At 58.5% G+C, this 23,344-nt stretch carries 12 protein-coding genes and 1 other RNA gene; 8 read left to right on the top strand and 5 right to left on the bottom strand.

The genetic code is table 11. The annotated features are described in order from the left end of the window. Positions 1-62: 62 nt before the first annotated feature. Positions 63-722 (bottom strand): nucleotide exchange factor GrpE, encoded by a 660-nt coding sequence (grpE, locus tag E4656_RS14300; RefSeq protein ID WP_135483977.1) that lies wholly within the window; start codon positions 720-722, stop codon positions 63-65. A 186-nt stretch (positions 723-908) separates the two neighbouring features. On the opposite strand from grpE, the gene recN reads away from it, so the two are divergent. After that, a complete protein-coding gene (gene recN, locus E4656_RS14305) occupies positions 909-2,585 on the top strand; it encodes a DNA repair protein RecN (RefSeq protein ID WP_135483978.1) in 1,677 nt (558 codons plus the stop codon). A 132-nt stretch (positions 2,586-2,717) separates the two neighbouring features. Here recN and fur read toward each other — a convergent pair whose 3' ends face one another. The 4 genes from fur to E4656_RS14325 are packed head-to-tail and all read right to left on the bottom strand — an operon-like array spanning position 2,718 to position 5,337. Further along, on the bottom strand, positions 2,718-3,125 hold the full coding sequence (gene fur, locus E4656_RS14310) for a ferric iron uptake transcriptional regulator (protein ID WP_205849216.1): 408 nt from the start codon (positions 3,123-3,125) through the stop codon (positions 2,718-2,720). After that, the gene (locus tag E4656_RS14315; protein ID WP_135483980.1) at positions 3,118-3,480 is read right to left on the bottom strand and encodes an RnfH family protein; all 363 of its coding nucleotides are present in this window, start codon (positions 3,478-3,480) and stop codon (positions 3,118-3,120) included. The genes fur and E4656_RS14315 overlap by 8 nt, the downstream gene beginning before the upstream one ends. Beyond that, the gene (locus E4656_RS14320; protein ID WP_135483981.1) at positions 3,473-3,898 is read right to left on the bottom strand and encodes a type II toxin-antitoxin system RatA family toxin; all 426 of its coding nucleotides are present in this window, start codon (positions 3,896-3,898) and stop codon (positions 3,473-3,475) included. The genes E4656_RS14315 and E4656_RS14320 overlap by 8 nt, the downstream gene beginning before the upstream one ends. Further along, positions 3,895-5,337 carry a sodium-dependent transporter gene (locus tag E4656_RS14325; RefSeq protein ID WP_167856073.1) on the bottom strand — a complete coding sequence of 481 codons (1,443 nt, stop codon included), beginning with the start codon at positions 5,335-5,337 and terminating at the stop codon, positions 3,895-3,897. The genes E4656_RS14320 and E4656_RS14325 overlap by 4 nt, the downstream gene beginning before the upstream one ends. 46 nt (positions 5,338-5,383) lie before the next feature. Between E4656_RS14325 and smpB the strand changes: the two genes are divergently transcribed. From smpB to E4656_RS14360, 7 genes are all read left to right on the top strand, one after another. Then, the gene (gene smpB, locus E4656_RS14330; protein ID WP_135483983.1) at positions 5,384-5,857 is read left to right on the top strand and encodes an SsrA-binding protein SmpB; all 474 of its coding nucleotides are present in this window, start codon (positions 5,384-5,386) and stop codon (positions 5,855-5,857) included. A 110-nt stretch (positions 5,858-5,967) separates the two neighbouring features. After that, positions 5,968-6,338, top strand: a transfer-messenger RNA (tmRNA) gene (gene ssrA, locus E4656_RS14335). Between the two features lie 386 nt (positions 6,339-6,724). Further along, complete coding sequence (locus E4656_RS14340; protein WP_167856074.1) at positions 6,725-8,392, top strand: ShlB/FhaC/HecB family hemolysin secretion/activation protein; 1,668 nt, start codon at positions 6,725-6,727, stop codon at positions 8,390-8,392. A gap of 61 nt (positions 8,393-8,453) precedes the next feature. Beyond that, entirely contained in the window at positions 8,454-21,161 is a 12,708-nt protein-coding gene (locus tag E4656_RS14345) for a two-partner secretion domain-containing protein (RefSeq protein WP_167856075.1), read from the top strand. Further along, positions 21,151-21,636 (top strand): hypothetical protein, encoded by a 486-nt coding sequence (locus tag E4656_RS14350; RefSeq protein WP_135483986.1) that lies wholly within the window; start codon positions 21,151-21,153, stop codon positions 21,634-21,636. The genes E4656_RS14345 and E4656_RS14350 overlap by 11 nt, the downstream gene beginning before the upstream one ends. Positions 21,637-21,661: 25 nt before the next feature. Next, positions 21,662-22,564 carry an adenylate/guanylate cyclase domain-containing protein gene (locus E4656_RS14355; RefSeq protein WP_135483987.1) on the top strand — a complete coding sequence of 301 codons (903 nt, stop codon included), beginning with the start codon at positions 21,662-21,664 and terminating at the stop codon, positions 22,562-22,564. A gap of 22 nt (positions 22,565-22,586) precedes the next feature. Beyond that, on the top strand, positions 22,587-23,336 hold the full coding sequence (locus tag E4656_RS14360) for a PP2C family protein-serine/threonine phosphatase (RefSeq protein WP_135483988.1): 750 nt from the start codon (positions 22,587-22,589) through the stop codon (positions 23,334-23,336). Positions 23,337-23,344 lie beyond the last annotated feature (8 nt).

Raw genomic sequence — 23,344 nt, forward strand, 5'->3', positions numbered from 1 at the left:
TTGTCTTTAGCCGGTATATGGGTGCCGGCTGCTTGATTTCAAGTTGTTGACGTTGCAGCGGTTCAGGCTGTTTCGTCGATATTCGGTTTGGCATCGGCGCCACCCTTGGACACCATCACCATGGCCGGACGCACCACCCGCCCGTGCAGGCGGTAGCCTTTCTGGATCACGGCGATGACGGTATTGGCCGGCACTTCCTCGTTTTCCACCATGGACATGGCCTGGTGTTCCTGCGGGTTGAACGGCTGCCCGCTGGGGTCAATCGCCTCTACCTCTATCTTGCTCAGGGTGTCGGCGAACGACTTGTCGGTCAGCTCGATGCCTTCCAGGATGGCCCGCACGGCGGCGTCTTCGACACCGGTTCCGGCTTCCAGCGCACGCTCCAGGTTGTCCTTGACCGGCAGCAGTTCCTTGATCAGTTTCTCCTGCCCGTACTTGTGCGCAGCCTCCACATCCTTTTCCGCCCGCCGCCGAATGTTCTGTGCTTCGGCTTCCGAACGCAGCAGAGCTTCCTTCAGGCGGTCCACTTCTTCCCGACTGGCCTGCAGCTCCGCCACCAGTTCTTCCAGACTGACGTCCTCACTGGTGGTTTCAGCTTCCGGCTCCGGGCTGCCCTCGGTGTCCGGGGTCTCCGCCGCCTGTGGCGCTTCCGCAGCCTCCTCTGGGGCCTGTGCAGAGTCGTTGGTCTGCTCTTCGGTCTGTCTGGACTGATCTGCCGACATCTGTGCTGTCTCCTCGCAATTTCCAGCGATACCTGTTGGTTGCTCTCAATGTGGGGCGCATCCGGACAACTTCAACCCCTGGCGCCACGTCTTGTGATACCCACTGTGGCGGAATCTCTTGACCTCACTTCATTTTACTGTATGTTGATACAGTAGTTTCCTGGCCGCTAGAGGGAGCCTCCGCCCATGCTGTGTTACCTCAACATCCGCAACTTCATTATTGCCCGTGCCGTCGAACTGGATGTGCGCGCAGGCCTGACCGTGCTGTCCGGCGAAACCGGTGCCGGCAAGTCCATCGTGCTGGACGCCCTGATGCTGCTGGCCGGTGGGCGGGCGGATTCCAGCCAGGTGCGCCACGGTGAAGACAAGGCCGACCTGAGCGCCACCTTCATGATTCGGCCCGATTCCCCGGCCGGTCGCTGGCTGCGCGAACAGGAGCTGTGGCAGGAAGGCGAATGCGTGGTGCGCCGCGTGCTCACGGCCGATGGCCGTTCGCGGGCCTTTATCAACGCCACCTCGGTACCGGTGGCCAAACTGCGTGAACTGGGCGACCTGGTGCTGCGCATTCATGCCCAGCATGAACACCAGCGGCTGATGAAACCGGACCAGCACCTGGCCATACTGGATGCCTATGCACAGCCTGGCGACAGCCTCACCCAGGTGGCCAAACTGTACCGGGAATGGCGGGAAGTGCGCCAGCGCCACAAGAACCTGCAGATGCGCCTGGAGCAGGATTCGGCCGAACAGAAGCTGATGGCCTATCAACTGGAAGAACTCAACGCGCTCGACCTGCAAGCCGATGAACTGGCCAGCCTGGAACAGGAACAGAAAAGCCTGAGCCATGCGGAAGCGCTGCTGCAGTCGGCCAGCGAGGCCAGTCAGATTCTGAATGCCGAGAACAGCGAGCAGGACCTGCTCAGCCTGTTGCGCCGCGCCACCCTGGTGCTGGAACCCCATGCGGAGCTGAACGAAACCCTGAGCAATGCGCTGTCACTGTTGCACGAAGCACAGGTACAGCTGGACGAAGCCCATTCCGACCTGCTGCATTTCGCTGAAGATTTTCAATGGGACCCGGAGCGTCTGGCCGCTGTCGAAAAGCGCCTGAGCCATATCTATGAAGTGGCCCGCAAGCACCACTGCGCGCCGGAAGCCCTGTTCGAACTGCAGGCCTCGCTGAGCGAACAACTGGGCGACCTGGATGCCGACGAGTCGACCGTGGAAGAGCTGGCTCAGCGCGAAATGGAACTGGCCCAGGCCTATCAACAGGCAGCAGAGGCACTGTCCAAACAGCGCCAGGCCGCCGGCGCCGAGCTGGCCGAAGCCCTGGCCCAGCAACTGCATCGGCTGAACATGCCGCATGCACAGGTGGTGTGCCGGGTCATCCCGCAGGTGGAGAAAGCCTCTGCGCAGGGTATTGATGATGTGGAACTGTGTCTTTCGGCCAACCCGGGGCAACCGGTACAGCCACTGCACAAAGCAGCTTCCGGCGGCGAACTGTCACGGATAGCGCTGGCCATTCAGGTGGTGGCCCAGCAGACCCAGCAGGCGCCGACGCTGTTCTTTGACGAAGTGGATGTGGGTATCAGCGGTGCCACGGCCGAGGAAGTGGGCCGTCTGATCCGCCAGTTGAGTGACCAGAGCCAGATTCTCTGTATCACCCATCTGCCGCAGGTGGCCTCGTTCGGCCATCAGCACTGGCTGGTGGAGAAGCGCGTGGCCGGTCAGGAAACGCTGTCCGAGATTCGCAACCTGGACCCGGATGACCGCACCCATGAAGTGGCGCGGCTGATTTCAGGTACTCGGGTGACCGATACCACCCTGGCGCATGCGAGGGATCTGCTGGCCGCGCCGATGATGCACTGATGATTGGTCGACAGATGACAGTCGACCGTTGACAGTAGCGAGGCACGCAAGTGCCGAAAAACACGCAGCCAACAAATTTGAAGAAGGCCCTGTGTATCGCGACTGGCGTCGCTCGCTACGGGTTGGACGGCGTTATTTCTTGCTTTTGGGTCTGACGTACAGCACCAGGCTGTGATCCACCAGCTCATAGCCGTGCTCTTCGGCAATCTGCTGCTGACGCTGCTCGATCACGTTGTCGACGAATTCGATCACGGTGCCATCATCCACTGACACCATGTGGTCATGGTGTTCGCCGTCATCGAGTTCGAACAGGGCGTGCCCGCCATCAAAGTTGTGGCGCACCACCAGCCCGGCGGCTTCAAACTGGGTCAGCACCCGGTAAACGGTCGCCAGGCCGATTTCTTCCCCCGCTTCAATGAGTTGCCGGTATACGTCTTCAGCACTCATGTGCCGGGGTTCGGCATGCTCCAGCATTTCAAGAATCTTCAGCCGTGGCAGCGTGACCTTCAGACCTGCTTTTTTCAGCTCGGCATTACTCACCGGCGGTTCCTCCCGTATCTGATGACTGCTGCGAAGCAGTCTTCGCCTGACGCTCAGTGGCCGGGCGTCTGTCGGCTTTGGCGGCCCTATTGACGCGGGCCTGCTTGGGGTCGATCAACAAGGGACGGTATATCTCGATCCGCTGCCCTTCTTCCACCGGAGTCTGCTCCGGCTGAGGCACTTTCCTGCCAAAAATCCCCAGCGGCGCATTGGCCACATCCAGCTCGGGAAACTCCTCACCAATATGGCTGCGCGCTACCGCTTCTCTCAGTGTAGTTCCTGCAGCCACAGTCAGCGCTATAATGCGCTGTTTCTCCGGCGTTGCACAGGCCACTTCAATATGCAGTTCAGCCATAGATCTGTCGAGCCCGTTGTGCAAAACGATCCACCAGACGATCTGCCATTTTACCGACAACAGGCTCCAGGATCATCCGCAGCCCGAAGCCCTTTACCTCGAAGTCCAGTTGAAAGCAAACTTCGCTACCAGTTTCTCCTGCTACAAAATGCCACTCACCATGCAGGTGCCGGAACGGTCCGCGAACCAGTTCCATACTCATCCAGCCTGGCGGACGCAATTGATTGCGGGTGGCAAAGGTTTCCCGCACGGGTCCCTTGTGCACTTCCAGCTCGGCCGCAATGGCGTCGGCTGACTCATCCAGTATACGCACATCCGAGATCTCCGGCAGGAACTCGGGATAAGACCTGATGTCGTGCACCAGGGCATACATTTGTTCCGGCGAGTACGGCACATGGGCCCGCCGTTCAATCTTCATGATGACTCCCAATCCCAATGGCGGTAACGGTACACCGCCCAACCCAGTGTCAGCAGGACACCCAAGAACACCAGTTGCAACAGGGCAGGCACGGCCCAGGCGGCCTGCACCTGAATGACCAGCACCGCCAGCAGGGCGAGCGTTGTAACAAATCTGAGATGGAAGTGCCACAGAGGGAATCGGTGCTCGGCCTTCGGTTTGAGTTCTTCAATCACCTGATGGGCTGGCAGAATCCAGCCGGTATAGATCACCATCAGCAGACAGACCATGGGAATAATCAGGTTGGTGGGTACATGCGCAAACCAGTCCAGCAGTGTAGCGCCGTAAAAGCGGATCTCGCGCCATTCATGCAGCGATTGAATAACCACAAAGCCAAGCACCCAGACCGCTGCCGTGGCCACGGCAGCCGCCCCATAGCGCGGCCACCGATAACGCTCGTGCAGCCACATGACAGCATGCTTGACCAGAAACAGAGCCGTCGACAGGCCACTGAGCAGCACGACCGCAAACAGCACCAGCAGCCAGGCCGTGCCGTTCTGCTCACCCGCCAGGCTCTGGGGCAGTTCCACAAAGATGAAGGCCAGCGCATCGGTAGAGGGCGTAATCTGGACAAAACCCAGCACCACGGCGGCAAACACCAGGCCCCACAGCAGATCCACCAGAATGACCCAGAGTGCCGTGCCGCCAATGGAAAAGTTCGTGTCCATATGGGCGCCCAGGACCAGGCTGATGCCGAGCCCCAGACCCAGGCTGTAGAAAGACAATGCCACCGCCCGCACCCAGATATCGATCTGCCACAGGCTGGCCTCGGCAACAAAGAGGCGATCAACACCGATCGCCCAGAAGCCCTGCCCCATGGCCCAGAATGCCAATGCGGCCACCAGCAACAGCAAGAGGCCGCCCATAACCGCAACCGGCAACTGCACACCCCACTGGGAGGGCAGAGCCACGGCCAGCAGGATCAGCAGACAAATCAGTGTATGCAGCGCCACCATGCGCCCGGACCGGGTCAGCAGTTCGGTCAGACTGAAGCGCAGACCGGATTCGGTAGTGGGCAGCTGGCCGGAACCTGCGCGCCACATGTAATCAATCGCCCAGCCGGAGAAAGCCAGAAAGTAGGCGGCCACTATCAGGGCGGTGACCACCATGACCACACCCAGATAGCGCCAGCGCTGGGATACAAAGGCTTCCGCCGACAGGTGTGCCAGGCTGTGAGGTGCGCTGTGGCGCCCGCGCCGGCCGATCAGCAGCTCAGTCATGATCACCGGCACCGCAATCAGCACATGGGCCACCAGATACGCCACCACAAACACCCCGCCACCGCCGCTGACGGCCATGGGAAAGCTGAATACATTACTGAGACTGATGACGGCCCCGCTCAGCGCGAGGGCGAACAACCAGCGATGTCGCCAGAAATTATGCTGGACCAGAGAGACCATGGGAAACCCGTAGCAATATAGAGCGCAGGCACTATAATGGCGCGCTATGTCAAAACACAAGACGCCATCGAACACCATAGCGCAGAACAAAAAGGCGCTGCACGACTATCATATTATAGAAACCTTCGAAGCGGGTATTGCTCTCTCTGGCTGGGAGGTGAAGTCGTTGCGAGCCGGCAAGTGCCAACTGCGGGATTCCTATGTCATTTTCAAGGACAATGAAGCCTGGCTGCTGGGCGCTCTGATCACACCGCTGCTCTCTGCCTCCACGCACGTCAGGACCGATGACGTGGCGCGGCGCAAGCTGCTGCTGAAGCGACGCGAGATTGACAAACTGGCTGGCCAGTCCGAGCAGACCGGCTACACCGTGGTGGCGTTGTCCATGTTCTGGAAGCGGCACCTGGTGAAGGTTAAAATTGCGCTGGTCAAGGGCAAGCAGTCGCATGACAAGCGCGAGACCATGAAGAACCGCGACTGGGATCGCCAGAAGCAGCGGATCATGAAGCAGCATAATCGCTAGACGAGTTGTGAGTTGTGAGTTGTGAGTAAAGTTTGCGCCATCTGATCCAGGCAGCAAGTGGATAGCCCTTGCTTTTGGCGCGATCGGGTCCATAATAGTAGCTGAGTTTTGGGGACGTTCCGGATTCGACGCGGATTACGAAGCTCAAGGCGCATGTCGTGATGGCAACCAATCACGTAAATCCAAAGTTGCACAAAGATAATCGCAAACGACGATACTTTTGGCGGCGAAGTCCGCCTGGCAGCTTAATAATATAGCAGCCACTCGGAATTAGTTGAGCCTGAGCGGCTTTTTCCGAGTCAAATATCAGGATCGCAGTGAAGGTTGTCTGGGCCGGATCTGTTAAACAAACATTCCAGGCCAGCCAGCACGTCAGCCTGCCCTTCGGCGGATGTGCGGTTAAAAAAATGAAGGTGCTAAGCATGTAGTGCCGAGAGTAGAGGATTCGCGGACGCGGGTTCGACTCCCGCCGTCTCCACCAATACCGAAGCCCCGGGCTTAACAACCTCGGGGCTTTTTTGTGCTCGAAGCACAATGCAATGCCTCAAAACACCCGCAAGTAGAGCACCCTCTCCCTGTATCACGACTATTTTTCGTTGCCGACCGTAAACCGCGCGTGATACTATTTTTTAAATAACAAGTCAAAAATATTTTGCGCCCAAAATGCCAACTGGTAGCGAAAAATGAAAGGAAGTTTGTAGATCCCAGGGGAGTCGCTTTTCAATGAGTTGGCGTGGAACAGGACGATTTTCCCTGCCGGTGCGGCTTCTCGCCTACAGTCAGCTTGGCCTCTGGATGTGGTTGCCGCTTCATGCGTATGGACAGTCCGCTCTGGACCCTTTGCCTGACATGATACAGCCCGGAGGAATGCGCCCTGACGCCACTATTCGCGTCCCTCCCGAATCAGCAGACAGTGTGCTGGAAATACCGCCTGTCGTTGAGCGGCCGTTGTCAGCAGAGGAAGGCGAGCGCATTGTCGTCGAGCGGTTTGAGCTGGTGGGCATCAGGGACCTGCCTCAATATGACATTTCTCGCGCTGAAATAGAAGAACTGGTGGAAGAAGCGCGCCTGGAGAGGCCTGAGGGCTTCACCATCGGTCAATTGGAAGCGGTTACAGACCGCATTACCAACTACTACCGTGCGCGCGGGCTCATACTGGCCAATGCCATCTTGCCAGTGCAGTCGGTCACGGATGGAGTCGTGGAATTGCAGGTGATTGAAGGACGACTGGGCAGAATTCTGACCGAGGGCAATGAGATCTACTCTCAGGGTACCCTGACGCGTCCGTTTTCTCATTTGCTTGGCGAACCCGTTCATCAGCAGGAGGTCGAATCGTCATTGCTGGTACTGACAGACTTCCCCGGACTGGTGGCCTTCGGCATGTTCCAACCAGGGCAGCGGGTCGGCGAGACAGATCTGCTGGTCCGGGTGCCCAACGAGGACCGCTTCAACATTACGGTACGCACGGACAATCACGGCTCTGACACCACCGGGTTGTGGCGCGGACGCGCCACTGCCGAATGGAACAATGTTACCGGGAATGCAGACCAGCTTGGCCTGACGCTGCAGCACACGATCATGCCTGCCAACAGCTTCTTTGCCTCGCTGGACTATCAAGTCATTATCAATCGCTATTGGCGGGCCAGTGCCTATGCGCGCCGGAACAGTTTCACTGTCGGCGGCGACTTCGAAGTACTGGAGATCGCCGGTACGTCCCATCAATTCGGCGTTGCTGGTGAATACATCTGGCTGCGCAGCCGCGAGCGCAACCTGTCCACACGCCTGGAGCTCGGCTCGCGACATGCGGAGACGGAGCGACTCGGCAGCCAGACCAACGAAGACAGACTCACAGTGCTGACTCTGGGCATCAACTATGACTCGGTAGACACGCGCTTTGGCGGGCTGAATTACGCCGGGCTGGAGGTCTCCAAGGGGTTCAACGATATTCTGTGGGCCATGGGTGATGCCGACAGCGCGGAGAGCCTGTCCCCCGACCAGCGACCCAGTCGCCTTGGTGGCAGCGGCGACTACGCAGAGGGCGGTTTTCTGAAACTGCTGACGTTTTACTCCCGCCTGCAGAACGTGACCTCCAATTCTTCCTTGCTGGCACGCACAGAGTTTCAGTATTCACCCGACCTGCTGGTGCCGATGGAACAGTATGCTGTCGGCGGCCCCGATCATGTGCGCGGTTTCCAGTCGTCCTATGCCTTGTACGACACTGGTGGTCTGGCCTCTCTGGAATACATTGTGCAGGCGCCATTCCTGGGGGACCAGCAGGCCTTTGGCGGTTGGCGCTGGGGAGAGCTGCTGCAAGTCTCCGTGTTTTACGACCATGCAACCGGCATGAAAAACGACCCTCTGATCAGTGAAGTGGATGGCTGGTTTCAGATGTCCAGTGTGGGTGCCGGTCTGCGGTTCGGCATTCCGGACCAGCTGACTTCCAGGTTGCAGTTGGCTGTACCGTTAATCGACGAGAGTGAACAGGATGATGAGGACACACCCAAGGTGTGGTTCGACCTTGCCTGGCATTTCTGACCTTTCCAGGTTGGTGCCGATAATCCTGGCCACTGCAACGCTGGCCTCGGGAGCATCGCCCGTGCTCGCAGGTCCGACAGGCGGACAGGTCACCGGCGGCGACGGCAACATACAGCGACCCGATGATCAGACCACCAATGTTCATCAGCACACTGACAAGCTCGTGGTCGAGTGGCAAAGCTTCAACCTCACCCCCGAGGAGATCGTCAACTTTCTTCAACCCGGCAGCAACTCGATCGTTCTGAACCAGATACTGGACGGGGACATGAGCGTCATACGCGGCCAGATCAACGCCAACGGGCATGTCATTCTGTCCAATGCCAATGGCCTCTATTTCGGCAATACCGCACAACTCAGCGTCGGGTCCCTGATTGCATCCGGACACCACCTTTCGACCGAGGACTTTCTGGACGGCAATCTGAATTTCGAGCGCCAGGAGGGCACCAGTGGGCGGGTGATCAATCGCGGCACCATCAATGCTGCGACCGGAGGCAGCGTCACCCTGCTGGGCAGCCAGGTTGAAAACACGGGCCAGATCATCGCCCATGCAGGTCGCATCAACATGGTGGTCGGTGAACGCATTGCACTGGATTTTGATGGCGATGGGCTGATGCGGTTCGCGGTTGATGAAGCCTTACTGTCCAACGCCGATGGCCATGAAAGCGCCATACTGAACCAGGGCGAGTTGCAGGCCAATGGCGGCGTGATCGCCATGGAAGGCCGGGTAGCGCAGGACATTTTCTCCCAGGTGGTCAACAACGAGGGGGTTGTGCGGGCCGGGCGTATAGACAACAACGGTGGCGAAATCCGTCTGGTCGGCAGCGGCGGCAGCACCAGCTCGGTGGTGAACACCGGCCAAATCGATGCTTCCGCTCAGGATGCCCAGAGCGATGGCGGCCAGATCACCCTGCACGCCGAAGATTCAACCCTGCTGGTGCAGGACAGCAGCGAGATCCGGGCCGACTCCGCAGCGCAACAGGGCGGCCAGGTGCATCTGCTGGGCGACCGCATAGCGCTGACAGGAGACACCCTGGTGGATGCCAGTGGCTGGCTGGGTGGCGGTGAGATCCTTGTCGGCGGTGACCTGCAGGGGCAGAATCCGGACATCCAGAATGCGCAGAAAGTCGTGGTGACCTCGCAGGTAAATCTGCATGCCGACGCCATCCACAACGGCGACGGCGGGCGCATCATTGCCTGGGCTGACGACTGGACGCGATTCTCCGGCCGCCTGTCGGCCCGTGGCGGCGCCGAGGGCGGTGATGGCGGCTTTGCGGAAGTCTCCGGCAAGCAGCAACTGGCGTACTCCGGCTTTGCCGACCTGAGTGCACCGCATGGGCAGATAGGCACCCTGCTGCTGGACCCGGAGAACATCCATATCGTCCAGGGCACGGGTGACGATGACACAGAACTGACAGGTAATGATGAGGTTCTGTTTGAAGATGAGAATGGTGACACTTTTGAAATCGGCGCGGACACCATCAGCAACCAGACCGCCAATGTGCTGTTGCAGGCCACTCAGGACATTATTCAGGCTTCGGATGCTGCCATCAACATCACCGAGCAGGGCATCGGGATCACCCTGCAGGCCGGACGCGACATTGAGCTCCTCGCGGGCATCACCACCAACGGTGGTCATATTACCCTTGAGGCAGATTCGGCTGACCAACCTGGCGGCACAGACGGAACAGGCACCGTCACCATTACCGACACCTCGACCGGATTAAACAGCAACGGTGGCGACATCACCCTGTCAGGGGCCGAGCTGGACATCACTCAGGCCATTGAGGCGGGTGCGGGCAACGTCAGCATGACGGCGACTGACGTTATCCAGCTTGGCGCCAATATCTCCTCAACCGGCAACCAAACTTACACCGGTGCTGTGACCCTGACCGACAGCGTTATCCTGACTGCCACCGACAGCACTATTCTGTTTGAAAGCACCGTTGACGGCGCCGAGTCACTCACTCTGGCTGCCGGACCCGGCGCAGTAACATTCGAAGGTGAAGTAGGTGGCAATACCGCTCTCGACAGCCTCAGCATCACCGCAGGCAGCATAGAGCTTGAACAGGATGTCACCACCGCAGGTAACCAGGACTACAATGGTGCCGTCACGCTGACAGGAAACCGCACACTCGAAGGCAACACCCTCATCTTCTCCGATACGGTAACCGGAGACGACAACAATCTGACCATCACCGGTGACCTGGACCTGCAAGGCGCCTTGACCAATGTGGCCAATCTTGAAGTAACCGATAATGCGACGCTCGCGGCAGACGTCGCCACAACCGGCAACCAAACCTACAGCGGTGCGGTGACTCTGACTGACAGCATTACCCTGACCACCACCGACAGCAACATCCTGTTTGGAGGCAGCATTGATGGAGCCACTGCTGGTGATGAGTCTCTGACTCTGGACGTCGGCGACGGCACGGTAGCCTTCAGCGGTGAAGTCGGTGGCGACACTGAACTCGACAGCCTCGACATCACAGCAGACAGCATTCAACTCCAGAACGACGTAACAACGGACGGTGACCAAGCCTACCACGGTGCTGTGGACCTCACAGGTGCCCTCACTCTGACAGGCTCTACCCTGACTTTCACAGATACGGTTACCGGAGACGATAACAACCTGACCATCGTCGGCGATCTGGATCTGCAGGGAGCCCTGACCGATGTGTCCAACCTGAGCGTGTCGGGCACTTCAACTCTGAGTGCCGACATCACCACTTCAGGCACTCAGACCTATAACAGCGCCATAACTCTGACCGACAGCATCACCCTGACCACCACCGACAGCAATATCGACTTTGGCTCCACAATTGATGGCGCGCACGGGCTGACACTGGCTGCCGGAACCGGCACGGTGACCCTGGAAGGCGAAGTGGGTGCTGGCACCGCACTCGACAGCCTGGAGATCACCGCCGGCAGTATCGAGCTTGAACAGGATGTCACCACTGCGGGTAACCAGGACTACAATGGCGCCGTCACGCTGACAGGAAACCGCACACTCGAAGGCAACACCCTCATCTTCTCCGATACGGTAACCGGAGACGACAACAATCTGACCATCACCGGTGACCTGGACCTGCAAGGCGCCTTGACCGATGTGGCTGATCTGGAAGTCACCGGCAGTTCAACTCTGGGCGCCGATGTCACCACAACAGGCAGCCAAACCTATACCGGCTCCATCACCCTGACCGATAGCGTTACTCTGACCGCCGACAACAGCGATATTACCTTGCAGTCTTCTCTGGACGGTAGCGGCAACAGCCTTGGCATCAACGTTGGCGCGGGTAATATCGAGTTCCAGGCGATCAACGACCTGCAGGATCTGGAGGTCACTGCAGATCTTATTCAACTGGGGCAAGACATCACCGCTGCCGGTGACCAGACCTACAACGGCGCGGTGAGCCTCACCGGGAACCTTACCCTGACCGGCAACACTGTTGCCTTCTCGGAGACGGTGACCGGCAACGACAATGACCTGACTATCGCCGCTGATCTGGACCTGCAAGGCGCCATGACTGATGTGGCTGATCTGGAAGTCACAGGCAGTTCAACTCTGGGGGCAGACGTCACCACAACCGGCAACCAGACCTACACCGGCGCCGTCACACTGGAGGACGGGGACCGCCAGCTTGCAGGGGCTGAAATCACCTTCTCCGATACTGTAACCGGCAGCGGAGACAACCTGACCATCACTGGTGATCTGGATCTGCAGGGAGACATGACCAGTGTGGCCAATCTGGAGGTAAGCGGTGCCTCAACCCTCGGCGCAGACATAACCACCTCCGGCAACCAGACCTACAGCGGTGCGGTCACCCTGGATGATGACATCATCACCCTGAGCTCCAATAACGGCAACATTACTTTTGACAGTGACATCACGGGTAATGACAACAGCCTGGAACTCGACGCCAGCAATGGCAACATCGACTTCCAGGCGATCAATGGTCTTCAGGATCTGGAGATCACCGCCGCCCAAATTGAGCTTGGGCAAGATATCACCACCTCAGGTAGCCAGACCTATAACGGGGCGGTGACCCTGACCAACAGCATTACCCTGACCACCACCGACAGCAATATCCTGTTTGGAGGCAGCATTGATGGGACCACTGCTGGTGATGAGTCACTGACCCTGGCAGCCGGAACCGGCACGGTGACTCTGGAAGGCGAAGTGGGTGCTGACACCGCACTCGACAGCCTCGAGATCACGGCAGGCAGCATTGGGCTTGAACAGGATGTCACCACCGCAGGTAACCAGGACTACAATGGTGCCGTCACGCTGACGGGAAACCGCACACTCGAAGGCAACACCCTCACTTTCCTGGATACCGTGACCGGTGACGGCAGCAACCTGGCAGTCACCGGCAGTCTTGAGCTTCACGATGCCACCAGTAACATCGGCGACCTGACCATCACTGGCGACCTGAACCTGCAGGGCGCCATGACCGACGTGGCCGATCTGGAAGTCACCGGCGCCTCGACCCTGGGCGCCAATGTCACCACAACCGGCAACCAGACCTACAGCGGTGCGGTCTCACTGGATGATGACACCATCATCCTGAGCTCCAATAACGGCAACATTACTTTTGACAACGACATCACAGGTAATGACAACAGTCTGGAACTCGACGCCAGCAATGGCAACATCGAGTTTCAGGCGATCAACGGCCTTCAGGATCTGGAGCTCACTGCCAACCTTATTCAGCTCGGGCAGGACATCACCACCTCGGGCAACCAGACCTACAACAGCGCCGTATCCCTGACCAACAGCATTACCCTGACCGGCGACACTGTTGCCTTCTCGGACACGGTGACCGGCAACGACAATGACCTGACTGTCGCCGGCGATCTGGATCTGCAGGGTGAAATGACCGGTGTGGCAGAACTGGAAGTCACCGGCAGTTCAACTCTGGGCGCAGATGTCACCACGACAGGCACTCAGACCTATAACGGCGCCGTCACACTGGCTGGCCAGCGCGAACTTGCAGGTACCCTGCTCAACTTCGGCGATCTGCTGACCGGTGACGGCAGTAATCTTGCGGTCACCGGCAACCTTGAACTTCATGATGCCACCAGCAATATCGGCGACCTGACCATCACCGGGAATCTGGATCTGCAGGGCGCCATCACCGATGTGGCCAATCTGGAAGTCACCGGCACTTCGACACTGGGCGCCGATGTCACCACAACAGGCAGCCAAACCTACAGCGGCGCAGTAACTCTGACCGAGAGTGTCACGCTGACTGCCACCGACAGCAATATTCTGTTCGAGGACAGCATTGATGGGACCAACGCCGGTGATGAGTCACTGACCCTGGCAGCCGGAACCGGCACGGTGACTTTTGAAGGCGAAGTGGGTGGTGACACCGAACTCGACAGCCTCGAGATCACCGCAGGCAGTATCGAGCTTGAACAGGATGTCACCACCTCGGGTAACCAGAATTACAATGGCGCCGTCACGCTGACAGGAAACCGCACACTCGACGGCACCACCCTCACCTTCTTCGATACGGTCACCAGCAATGACAGTGACCTGACCATCGCCGGTGACCTGAACCTGCAGGGCGCCATGACCAATGTGGCTGATCTGGAAGTCACAGGCAGTTCAACCCTGGGTGCAGACGTCACTACAACAGGCACCCAGACCTACACCGGCACCGTCACGCTGGAGAACGGGAACCGCCAGCTTGCAGGGGCTGAAATCACCTTCTCCGATGCCGTAACCGGTAGCGGAGATAGCCTGACCATCACTGGTAATCTGGATCTGCAGGGTGCCATGAGCAGCGTGGCTGATCTGGAAGTCACCGGCAGTTCAACTCTGGGCGCAGATGTCACCACGACAAGCACCCAGACCTACACCGGAGCTGTGACTCTGACTGACAGCGTTGCGCTGACTGCCACCGACAGCAACATCCTGTTTGAAAACACCGTTGACGGCGCCGAGTCACTGACTCTGACTGCCGGAACCGGCACGGTGACTTTTGAAGGCGAAGTGGGTGCTGACACCGCACTCGACAGCCTCGAGATCACCGCAGGCAGTATCGAGCTTGAACAGAATGTCACCACCGCAGGTAACCAGGACTACAATGGTGCCGCCACGCTGACAGGAAACCGCACACTCGAAGGCAACACCCTCACCTTCTTCAATACGGTCACCAGCAATGACAGTGACCTGACCATCACCGGGAATCTGGACCTGCAGGGCGCCATCACCGATGTGGCCAATCTGGAAGTCACCGGCGCCTCGACCCTGGGCGCCAATATCACTACTACAGGCAGCCAGACCTACAGCGGTGCGGTCTCACTGGATGATGACACCATCACCCTGAGCTCCAATAACGGCAACATTACTTTTGACAACGACATCACAGGTAATGACAACAGTCTGGAACTCGACGCCAGCAATGGCAACATCGAGTTTCAGGCGATCAACGGCCTTCAGGATCTGGAGCTCACTGCCAACCTTATTCAGCTCGGGCAGGACATCACCACCTCGGGCAACCAGACCTACAACAGTGCCGTATCCCTGACCAACAGCATAACCCTGACCGGCAACACAGTCGCCTTCTCGGACACGGTGGCCGGCAACAACAATGACCTGACTGTCGCCGGCGATCTGGATCTGCAGGGTGAAATGACAGATGTGGCTGATCTGGAAGTCACCGACAGCTCAACTCTGGGCGCAGACGTCAATACAACCGGCAACCAGACCTACGGCGGCACCGTCACGCTGGCTGGCCAGCGCGAACTTGCAGGTACCCTGCTCAACTTCGGCGATCTGCTGACCGGTGACGGCAGCAACCTGACAGTCACCGGCGCTCTTGAGCTCCATGATACCACCAGCAATATCGGCGACCTGACCATCGCCGGCGACCTGAATCTGCAGGGCGCCATCACCGATGTGACCAATCTGGAAGTCACCGGCACTTCGACCCTGGGTGCAGATGTCACCACTACCGGCAACCAGACCTACACCGGCGCCGTCACGCTGGCGAATGGAGACCGCCAGCTTGCAGGGACTGAAATCACCTTCTCGGACACGGTGACCGGAGACGACAGCGATCTGACCATCGCCGGCATTCTGGATCTACAGGGCAACATGACCGCTGTCGCTGATCTGGAAGTCACCGGCAGTTCAACCCTGGGCGCAGACGTCACCACAGCCGGCAACCAGACCTACGGCGGCGCCGTCACGCTAGCAAACGGGGACCGCCAGCTTGCAGGGACTGAAATCACCTTCTCCGATGCCGTAGCCGGTAGCGGAGATAACCTGACCATCACTGGTAATCTGGACCTTCAGGGCACCATGATCAGCGTGGCGGATCTGGAAGTCGCCGGCACCTCAACCCTGAGTGCGGACGTCACCACAACCGGCAACCAGACCTACACCGGCGCCATAACTCTGACCGACAGCATCACCCTGATCACCACCGATAGCGATATCGAGTTTGGCTCCACCATTGATGGCGCCCACGAACTGACCCTGACTGCCGGAACCGGCACAGTGACAATCGGAGGCGACGCGGGCGGCGATACCGCACTCGACAGCCTCGACATCACTGCAGGCAGCATCGAGCTTGAGCAAGATGTCACCACCTCGGGCAACCAGACCTACAACGGTGCCGTGACTTTGACAGGAAGCCGTACGCTTGAAGGCACACTCCTCCACTTCGGCAACCTGCTGACAGGTGACGGCAGCAATCTTGCTGTCACTGGCAACCTTGAGCTGCATGATGCCACCAGCAATATCGGCGACCTGACCGTCAACGGCAATCTGGATCTGCAGGGCGCCATCACCGATGTGGCCAATCTGGAAATCATCGGCAGTTCAAACCTGGGCGCAGACGTCACTACAACAGGCACCCAGGCCTACACCGGCGCCGTCACCCTGACCGACAACATCACCCTGACCACCACCAATAGCGATATCGAGTTTGGCTCCACCATTGATGGCGCCCACGAACTGACCCTGACTGCCGGAACGGGCACGGTAACACTCGACGGTGAAGCAGGCGGTGATACCGCACTGGCCAGCCTGGAAATCAGCGCCGGCGATATTCAGCTTGGGCAAAATATCACCACCTCAGGCACCCAGACTTACAACGACGCCGTCACCCTGACCGACAGCGTTGTTCTGACGACCACCAACAGTGACATTACCTTCCTGTCACCCCTGACCGGTGGCGGCAACAGCCTTGGGCTGAACGTCGGCAGTGGCAACATCGGCTTCCAGGAGTTCAATGGCCTGCAGGATCTGGAGATCACCGCTGACCAAATTGAGCTTGGGGAAGACATCATCACTGGGGGTAACCAGACCTACAACAGTGCTGTCACCCTGACCGACAGCATTACCCTGACCGGCACCACTATTGCCTTCTCAGAGACGGTGGCCGGAGACGGTAACAATCTGACCATCGAGGGTAACCTGGATCTGCAAAGCGCCATGACCAATGTAGCCGACCTCGACGTATCAGGCACTTCGGTCCTGGGCGCAGACGTCACCACAACCGGCAACCAGACCTATAACGGCGCCGTCACGCTGGCGAACGGGCATCGCCAGCTTGAAGGGTCTGAAATCACCTTCTCGGATACGGTCAATGGCAACGGCAATGGCCTGACCATCGACGGCGACCTGAACCTGCAGGGCGCCATAAGCGGCGTAGCCGACCTCCAGGTCAACGGTGCCTCAGCCCTGGCCGCAGACGTCACCACATCTGGCAGCCAGACTTATAACGGAACCATAGAGCTCAACAACAGCATCAACCTGACCTCTACCACCAGCGACATTGACCTGCAGTCCGCCCTGAACGGCAACAACAACAGCTTGACACTCAACGCCAACAACGGTTCTGTCGAGTTTGGAGAGGTCAATGACCTCGACAACCTGACCATCGACGCGGGCACCATCGAGTTCGGCAACGACGAAATCAGCACGACCGGCAACCAGAGTTACACCGGTGCGGTGAACCTGACCAATAACATCACCCTGACTACAGCCAACAGCAATATCACATTCGTCGGAGCCGTGGACGGTGAATACTCACTAACCCTGGACACCGGCAGCGGTGATATCGATACGAGCGACGCTGTGGTCGGCGGCGACACCCCACTGGAAGACCTGACTATTACAGAGGCCGAGAATGCCGCCTTCGGAGCTATCAATCTTGATGGAGACTTCATACAGGTCAAAGGAACCGGCACCACAATACTGAGCGAGGCCATTGACGCAGCCAACATCAACCTGACGGTCAGCAGCCTGACACTGGATGGAATAAGTCTGGATACCAGCTCATTAGACGGTGAATCAGACGGCAACATTACGCTGAATGTGGATGAACTGCTAACTGTCGGCGGAGGCACCACAATCAATGCCGGGACAGGCACCGTAGAGCTCGCCCCTTCGACAGCGGGCAATACCATATACATTTGCCGAGGCGCCTGCGCTAGCACCGGATTCCATACTCGCTACGATTTGGGTGATCTTTCCATTACCGCAGACACAATCCGGTTCGGCAATACCGACCACGAGGGCGAGATCACCCTGGATGGCATCAGTTTCGACTACGAACTACAGGTTCTAAACGAAAACGGAATAGTTGTGACCGGTGATCTGGACGGCACCAATGGCGGAGCTCTGGTACTGGACCCCGGATCGGGCATTACCAGACTGGACGGCGGGTCGATCAGAACCCAGTTCGATCAGACCTATGAATCCGAAGTCAGGTTGAGCGGAGACTTTGTACTGGAAACCTACGAGGGTGACATCACCTTTACTGGGCTGTTGGGCAGTATCGGTAGTGGCACGGACCCCGTCTACGATCTCACCCTGAACACAGACTTCAACGACGACGGCACCGCAGGCAACATCTTTTTCCAGGGTGTCATTGAACGCCTGAACGACCTGACCATTGAGACAGCGAACAATGTTGACCTGGCCGGCACTGTCGACATTGCCGGTGCCTTTGATCTGGAAAACGCCACCGGCAAATTATCTCTGGTCAATGGGCTAAACCTGACAGCTGCGAACATCTACCTGAATGCACTGGAAATAGACTTTGAAAATGGAGACCCCATTAAACTGATCACGGAGGACAACAACGGTGATATTGATCTGATTACCGACAACCTGACTATCGGTGGCGAACTGGAACTGAATGCCGGCACAGGCAACATCACTCTGGCGACCCAAAGCACCAACTCGAGCCTGGGCCTGTGCAGCGGCGCATCCTGCGCTGGCACAGGCACCTACGATGCCCTGTATAACATCGGCGCCGGTTTCTCATTCAACACTGACGCCAATTTCCAGGTAGGTCAGGCTGGCCACACAGGTGATATTACCCTGTACGGGTTTGACGCCGATTATGATCTGTCACTGGCCAACACCGGTAACGGTAAAATCACACTTGCCGGCGCGTTCTCCAGTACCCATAGCCTAACTCTCAGCTCCGGCAGCGGCGGCATCGAAATCAATGACGCCATCAACCTGCAAGATGGTGACCTGAGTCTGACTGCGCATGAGGGCAATGGCACCATTGATCTGGGTTCTGATATTCAGACCGGTACCGGCAACCAAACCTACAATGGCGCCATAACACTGACCGACAGCGTTAGCCTGACCACCGCTGACGGCAACATCACCTTTGAGTCCAGCATCGACGGGGGCCATGCCCTGAGTGTCAATGCCGGTGCAGGTGATGTCGACTTCCAGGGCATGGTTGGCGACGACACCGAACTGGCAAGCCTGGACGTTACCGCTGCAAACATTGCGTTCTCCGATATCAGCACCAACGGCGATCTGACACTCAGCTCGGCGAACAATCTGGACTTTGCAACCGACACCGAACTGACCGCAGGTGACCAGCTTACGCTGGCGATCAATCAGGCCGGAAACCCAGTTGGTGTCACACTCGATCTCAACGACCTGATATTGAACAGCAACGACATCCTGCTGCAGGGCGGTGGCTCTGACAGCCTGCAGGGGCATGAGGATGTCAGCAACAGCTGGCTTATCAGTGGTTCAACCGACGGCCGCATCGACAACAATCACCTCAACAACGGCGCCGACTTCACCGGTTTCTCGGAAGTGCTGGGTGGCGATCAGGGTGATGATTTCGAGATTACCGGTACCTACAACGGCGATATCACCGGCGGTGCGGGTGATGACGAAATCAGACGGGTTGGCAATGGCCAGATCAACGGCCAGATTGACGGTGGCGGTGGCACCAACACCTATGATGTGTCGGGCACCAGCAACCCGGTCACCCTGACATGGGGCCAGGGGTTCACCAACATCCAGACTCTGATAGGGGATGGCGATATACTGCGCGGCAGTGCGACACAGGCGACCGACTGGAACCTCACAGACACCGACGGGGGCGAGCTCAGTGCCGGTGGCAACAGTGCAAGCTTCGAGGGGTTCACTCGCCTGATCAGCGGCTCCGGTGGCGCCAACACCTTCGAGTCCAATGGTCAGTACAATGGCACCATAGAACTGCGCGGCGGCGACAACAACTGGCACTTCACGCCCGGCCAGCGCCTGACCCGCGGCCAGGTGGTGGGCAACGGCACCCTGTTCATCGCCCAGCGCGACGACGGCAGTGCCGGCACCGTTCGCCTCAACAACGATGATCTGTACCTGCCGGTGCTGACTGGCTTCAATGGCAACCTGTTTATCGGCGGCAAGGTCAATCCTGGCACTCTGCCACTGGACGGCGGCTTCAACTCCATTGAGGTCAATGCCAATCGATTGGTGGTAGACAATGCGGTACAGACCGGCGGCAACCTGGTACTGCTGGGGTCGGAAATCGATCTGACCGGGGCGCCCATCACCAGCGGCGGCCAGGTGAGCTTTGTATCTGTCGGCAGTTTCTGCAACATCTGCGGCAACCTGACCGGTTCCGGCAACCTGCGGGTAGGTCAGGAGACCCAGGTGCAGGCCCAGGGTGGCCAGGTGATTGCGGCCGGCGGTATCACCCAGTCTGACAATCTGGTGCTGAATTTCAATGGCGGCGATTTCGAGCTGGCCGTCAGCCAGGGACAACGCGAGACCTCGCAACCCAATGCGCTGTCCAATGTGCGTGGTATCAATCTGCGGTCCTCTACCCAGGCTTTCATCAACCGCCTCGGTCTTGAACTGGTGAGCGTGTCGGTGAACTTCGCCAATCCGGCCGCGTCTGTGCTCGGTGTGCAGGCAGTGGAAGTGATCGATCTGGCGTTGTTTGAAGAAGATCTGACCCTGTTTGGCCAACTGGGAGAGGGCGTGGCCCTGGCTTTCGCCCAATGCGAAGAGGTTGAGGGCTGTACACCCGATGTCACAGACGAGGAGCTGGTGGCCTCCATTGATGAACTGCAGGAGCGCATCGACCAACTGGAGCAGGAACTGGTCGTTACCAGCGACCCGGATCGCCGCCAGCAACTGGAGACCCTGCTGGCAGACTTCCGCTCGCAGCAGGCCGAGTTCATGGCCTATCGTGAGGATCTGCAGGCGTTCACCGGCTTCGAGGAACTGTTGGACGAAGAGTTCGACACCATCGAGGAAATCGATATGGAAGCGGTGGAGCGTGAACTCGAAGCCATCGAAACCATCTATACCCGAGTGCGTTTTCTGGAGAACCTGCAGTACAACTCGGAGCGGCGTGCCCAATTCTCGGAAAGCACAGGTCTCGACTTGAGTGAAGACCGACTGAACGCGATTATAGAAAGCACGCTGGAGTCGGCAGCACGTGCCGAGGCTCGTCTGGAACGGTTGCTGGATGGTGAGTAGTATTAGAGTGGCTTACACCCTGCTATTGTTACTGGCATCGCCGCTTTTCGCTGAAGAGCACGAGGAGCCAGTACAGGCTGGCCTGGAAGCCGAACTGCAGCTACTGGAAGACGTGCAGGCCGGCCTGGCTCTGGCCGTGGCCGCCTGTGGCGAGGAGCCGCACTGTGTGACGGCTCTGGATGAAAAGGAAATGCAGCACTTGCAGGAAGATCTGGATGCACTGCTGGCAGGTTCGGACCTGTCTGCGGACCATCCATTGTTCGAACGTTATCAGGCGCTGGTCGAGAACCACCAGAACCTGCAGCAGACCATTGCCCGGGTCAATGCCGACATTGACCGCGATGCCCTGGAGGGCGTCTGGGCGGATCAGTTTGTTATTGACGAAATAGTGGTCGGGCCACGAGTACCCTATCCCAATGAGGATGTACCACTGAGCCGGTTCGAAGACCTCAACCAACCCCTGCCGATACAGTAGGGACAAGAACTCAGGAACCCAATCGATGTTTACCCAGTCCAAAAAACTCGCCATTTTATTCGCCGACATTGTCGGCAGTACGCGGCTATACGACTCTCTGGGTGACGAGCGTGCGCGGGAGGTTGTGTCCGTCACCCTTGACCTGCTGGCCGATTCGGTAGCCCGTTATGAAGGCACCGTCATCAAGGTCATTGGGGATGAGATCATGTGCACCTTCAACGACGCCGTCGCCGCCACCAAGGCTGCCTGCGACATGCAGGAAACCATGGAAGAAGCGATAGCGGACGGCGTCACTGAAGTGCCGGTTACCATCCGTGTGGGCTACCACTTCGGCCCCTGTATTCAGGAAGATGGCGATGTGCATGGTGATGCCGTCAACGTAGCCGCTCGCATGGCCTCCCAGGCCAAGTCACGACAGATCATCACCACCGCGGAGACGGTGAAACATTTACCTGCTGTCCTGCAGGACAGCTCCCGTCTGGTGGACTATGCCGCCATCAAGGGCAAGGGCGAAATGGAGATCGCCGAAATCATCTGGCAGGAAGAGGATGTCACCCACATGCAGGTCGACCTGGCCTCTGTCACCGGCAGTGGGGCCAGCACCACGCAGTTGCAGTTGGCCTACCGGGATGTGCACGTCGTACTCAACCAGGACCGGGAAGCGGCCGTACTCGGACGCAGCGCAACCTGCGACATCCCGGTGGCAGAAGCGCTGGCGTCTCGGCAACACATCAGAATCGAATTGCGGCGCGACAAGTTCGTGCTGATTGACCAAAGCACCAATGGTACCTATGTACAGCACAGCGACGGCACACAGGCCTTTGTGCGGCGTGACGAGCTGGTACTGACCGGCAGTGGGATCATCAGCCTGGGACAGGCCATGGACAACAATCCGCAGGAACTGATTCGGTTCACAGTTGAAAACTGACGCCGGCTGGGGGTAACGAACAATGCCAGACCAAAATACCAACACACCCGCAGAGATCGCTGCTTCCAGCGGCCAGACCGACCGCGGTCTGGTGCGCCGAGTCAACGAAGACGCCTTTCTGGACCTGCCGCAGAAAGGGCTCTGGGTGGTGGCCGACGGCATGGGCGGGCACGATGCCGGCGATGTCGCCAGCCGCATGATTGTGGAAACCCTGCGCTCCACACCTCTGGAGGGGACGCTTGCCACCCGAATGGACCGCATTGAAGACGCCGTTGAACAGGTCAACCAACGGCTGTTGAGCCGCAGTTACAACGAAGAGGGCAAGAAGCACATTATCGGCAGCACCATCGCCGTGCTGGTGGCTGAAAGTCGCTATCTGGGGGCTGTGCTGTGGGCCGGCGACAGCCGGGTATACCGCTTGCGCAGCAACACCCTGGTGCAGCTTTCCACCGACCACTCACAGGTTCAGAGCTATGTGCGTCAGGGCATCATCTCGCAGGAACAGGCCAGGACGCATCCCGAACGCAATATCATCACGCGGGCGGTGGGCAGCCAGGAAGACCTGTATCTGGAAGCGGATGTCTGTGAATTCAGCAGCGGAGACCGTTACCTGCTGTGCAGTGACGGGTTGACACGGCATCTGGAAGACGAAGAAATCAGCCGTTTACTGGCCGAGGGGACACCACAGGCAGCGTGCAGGACACTGATTGACCTGACGCTGGAGCGTGGTGCCAAGGACAACGTGACCGTTGTCGTCGTGGAGATCAATTAGAGCGAGAG

The sequence above is a fragment of the Natronospirillum operosum genome (genome assembly GCF_004768465.1).
Taxonomy (GTDB): Bacteria; Pseudomonadota; Gammaproteobacteria; order Pseudomonadales; family Natronospirillaceae; genus Natronospirillum; species Natronospirillum operosum.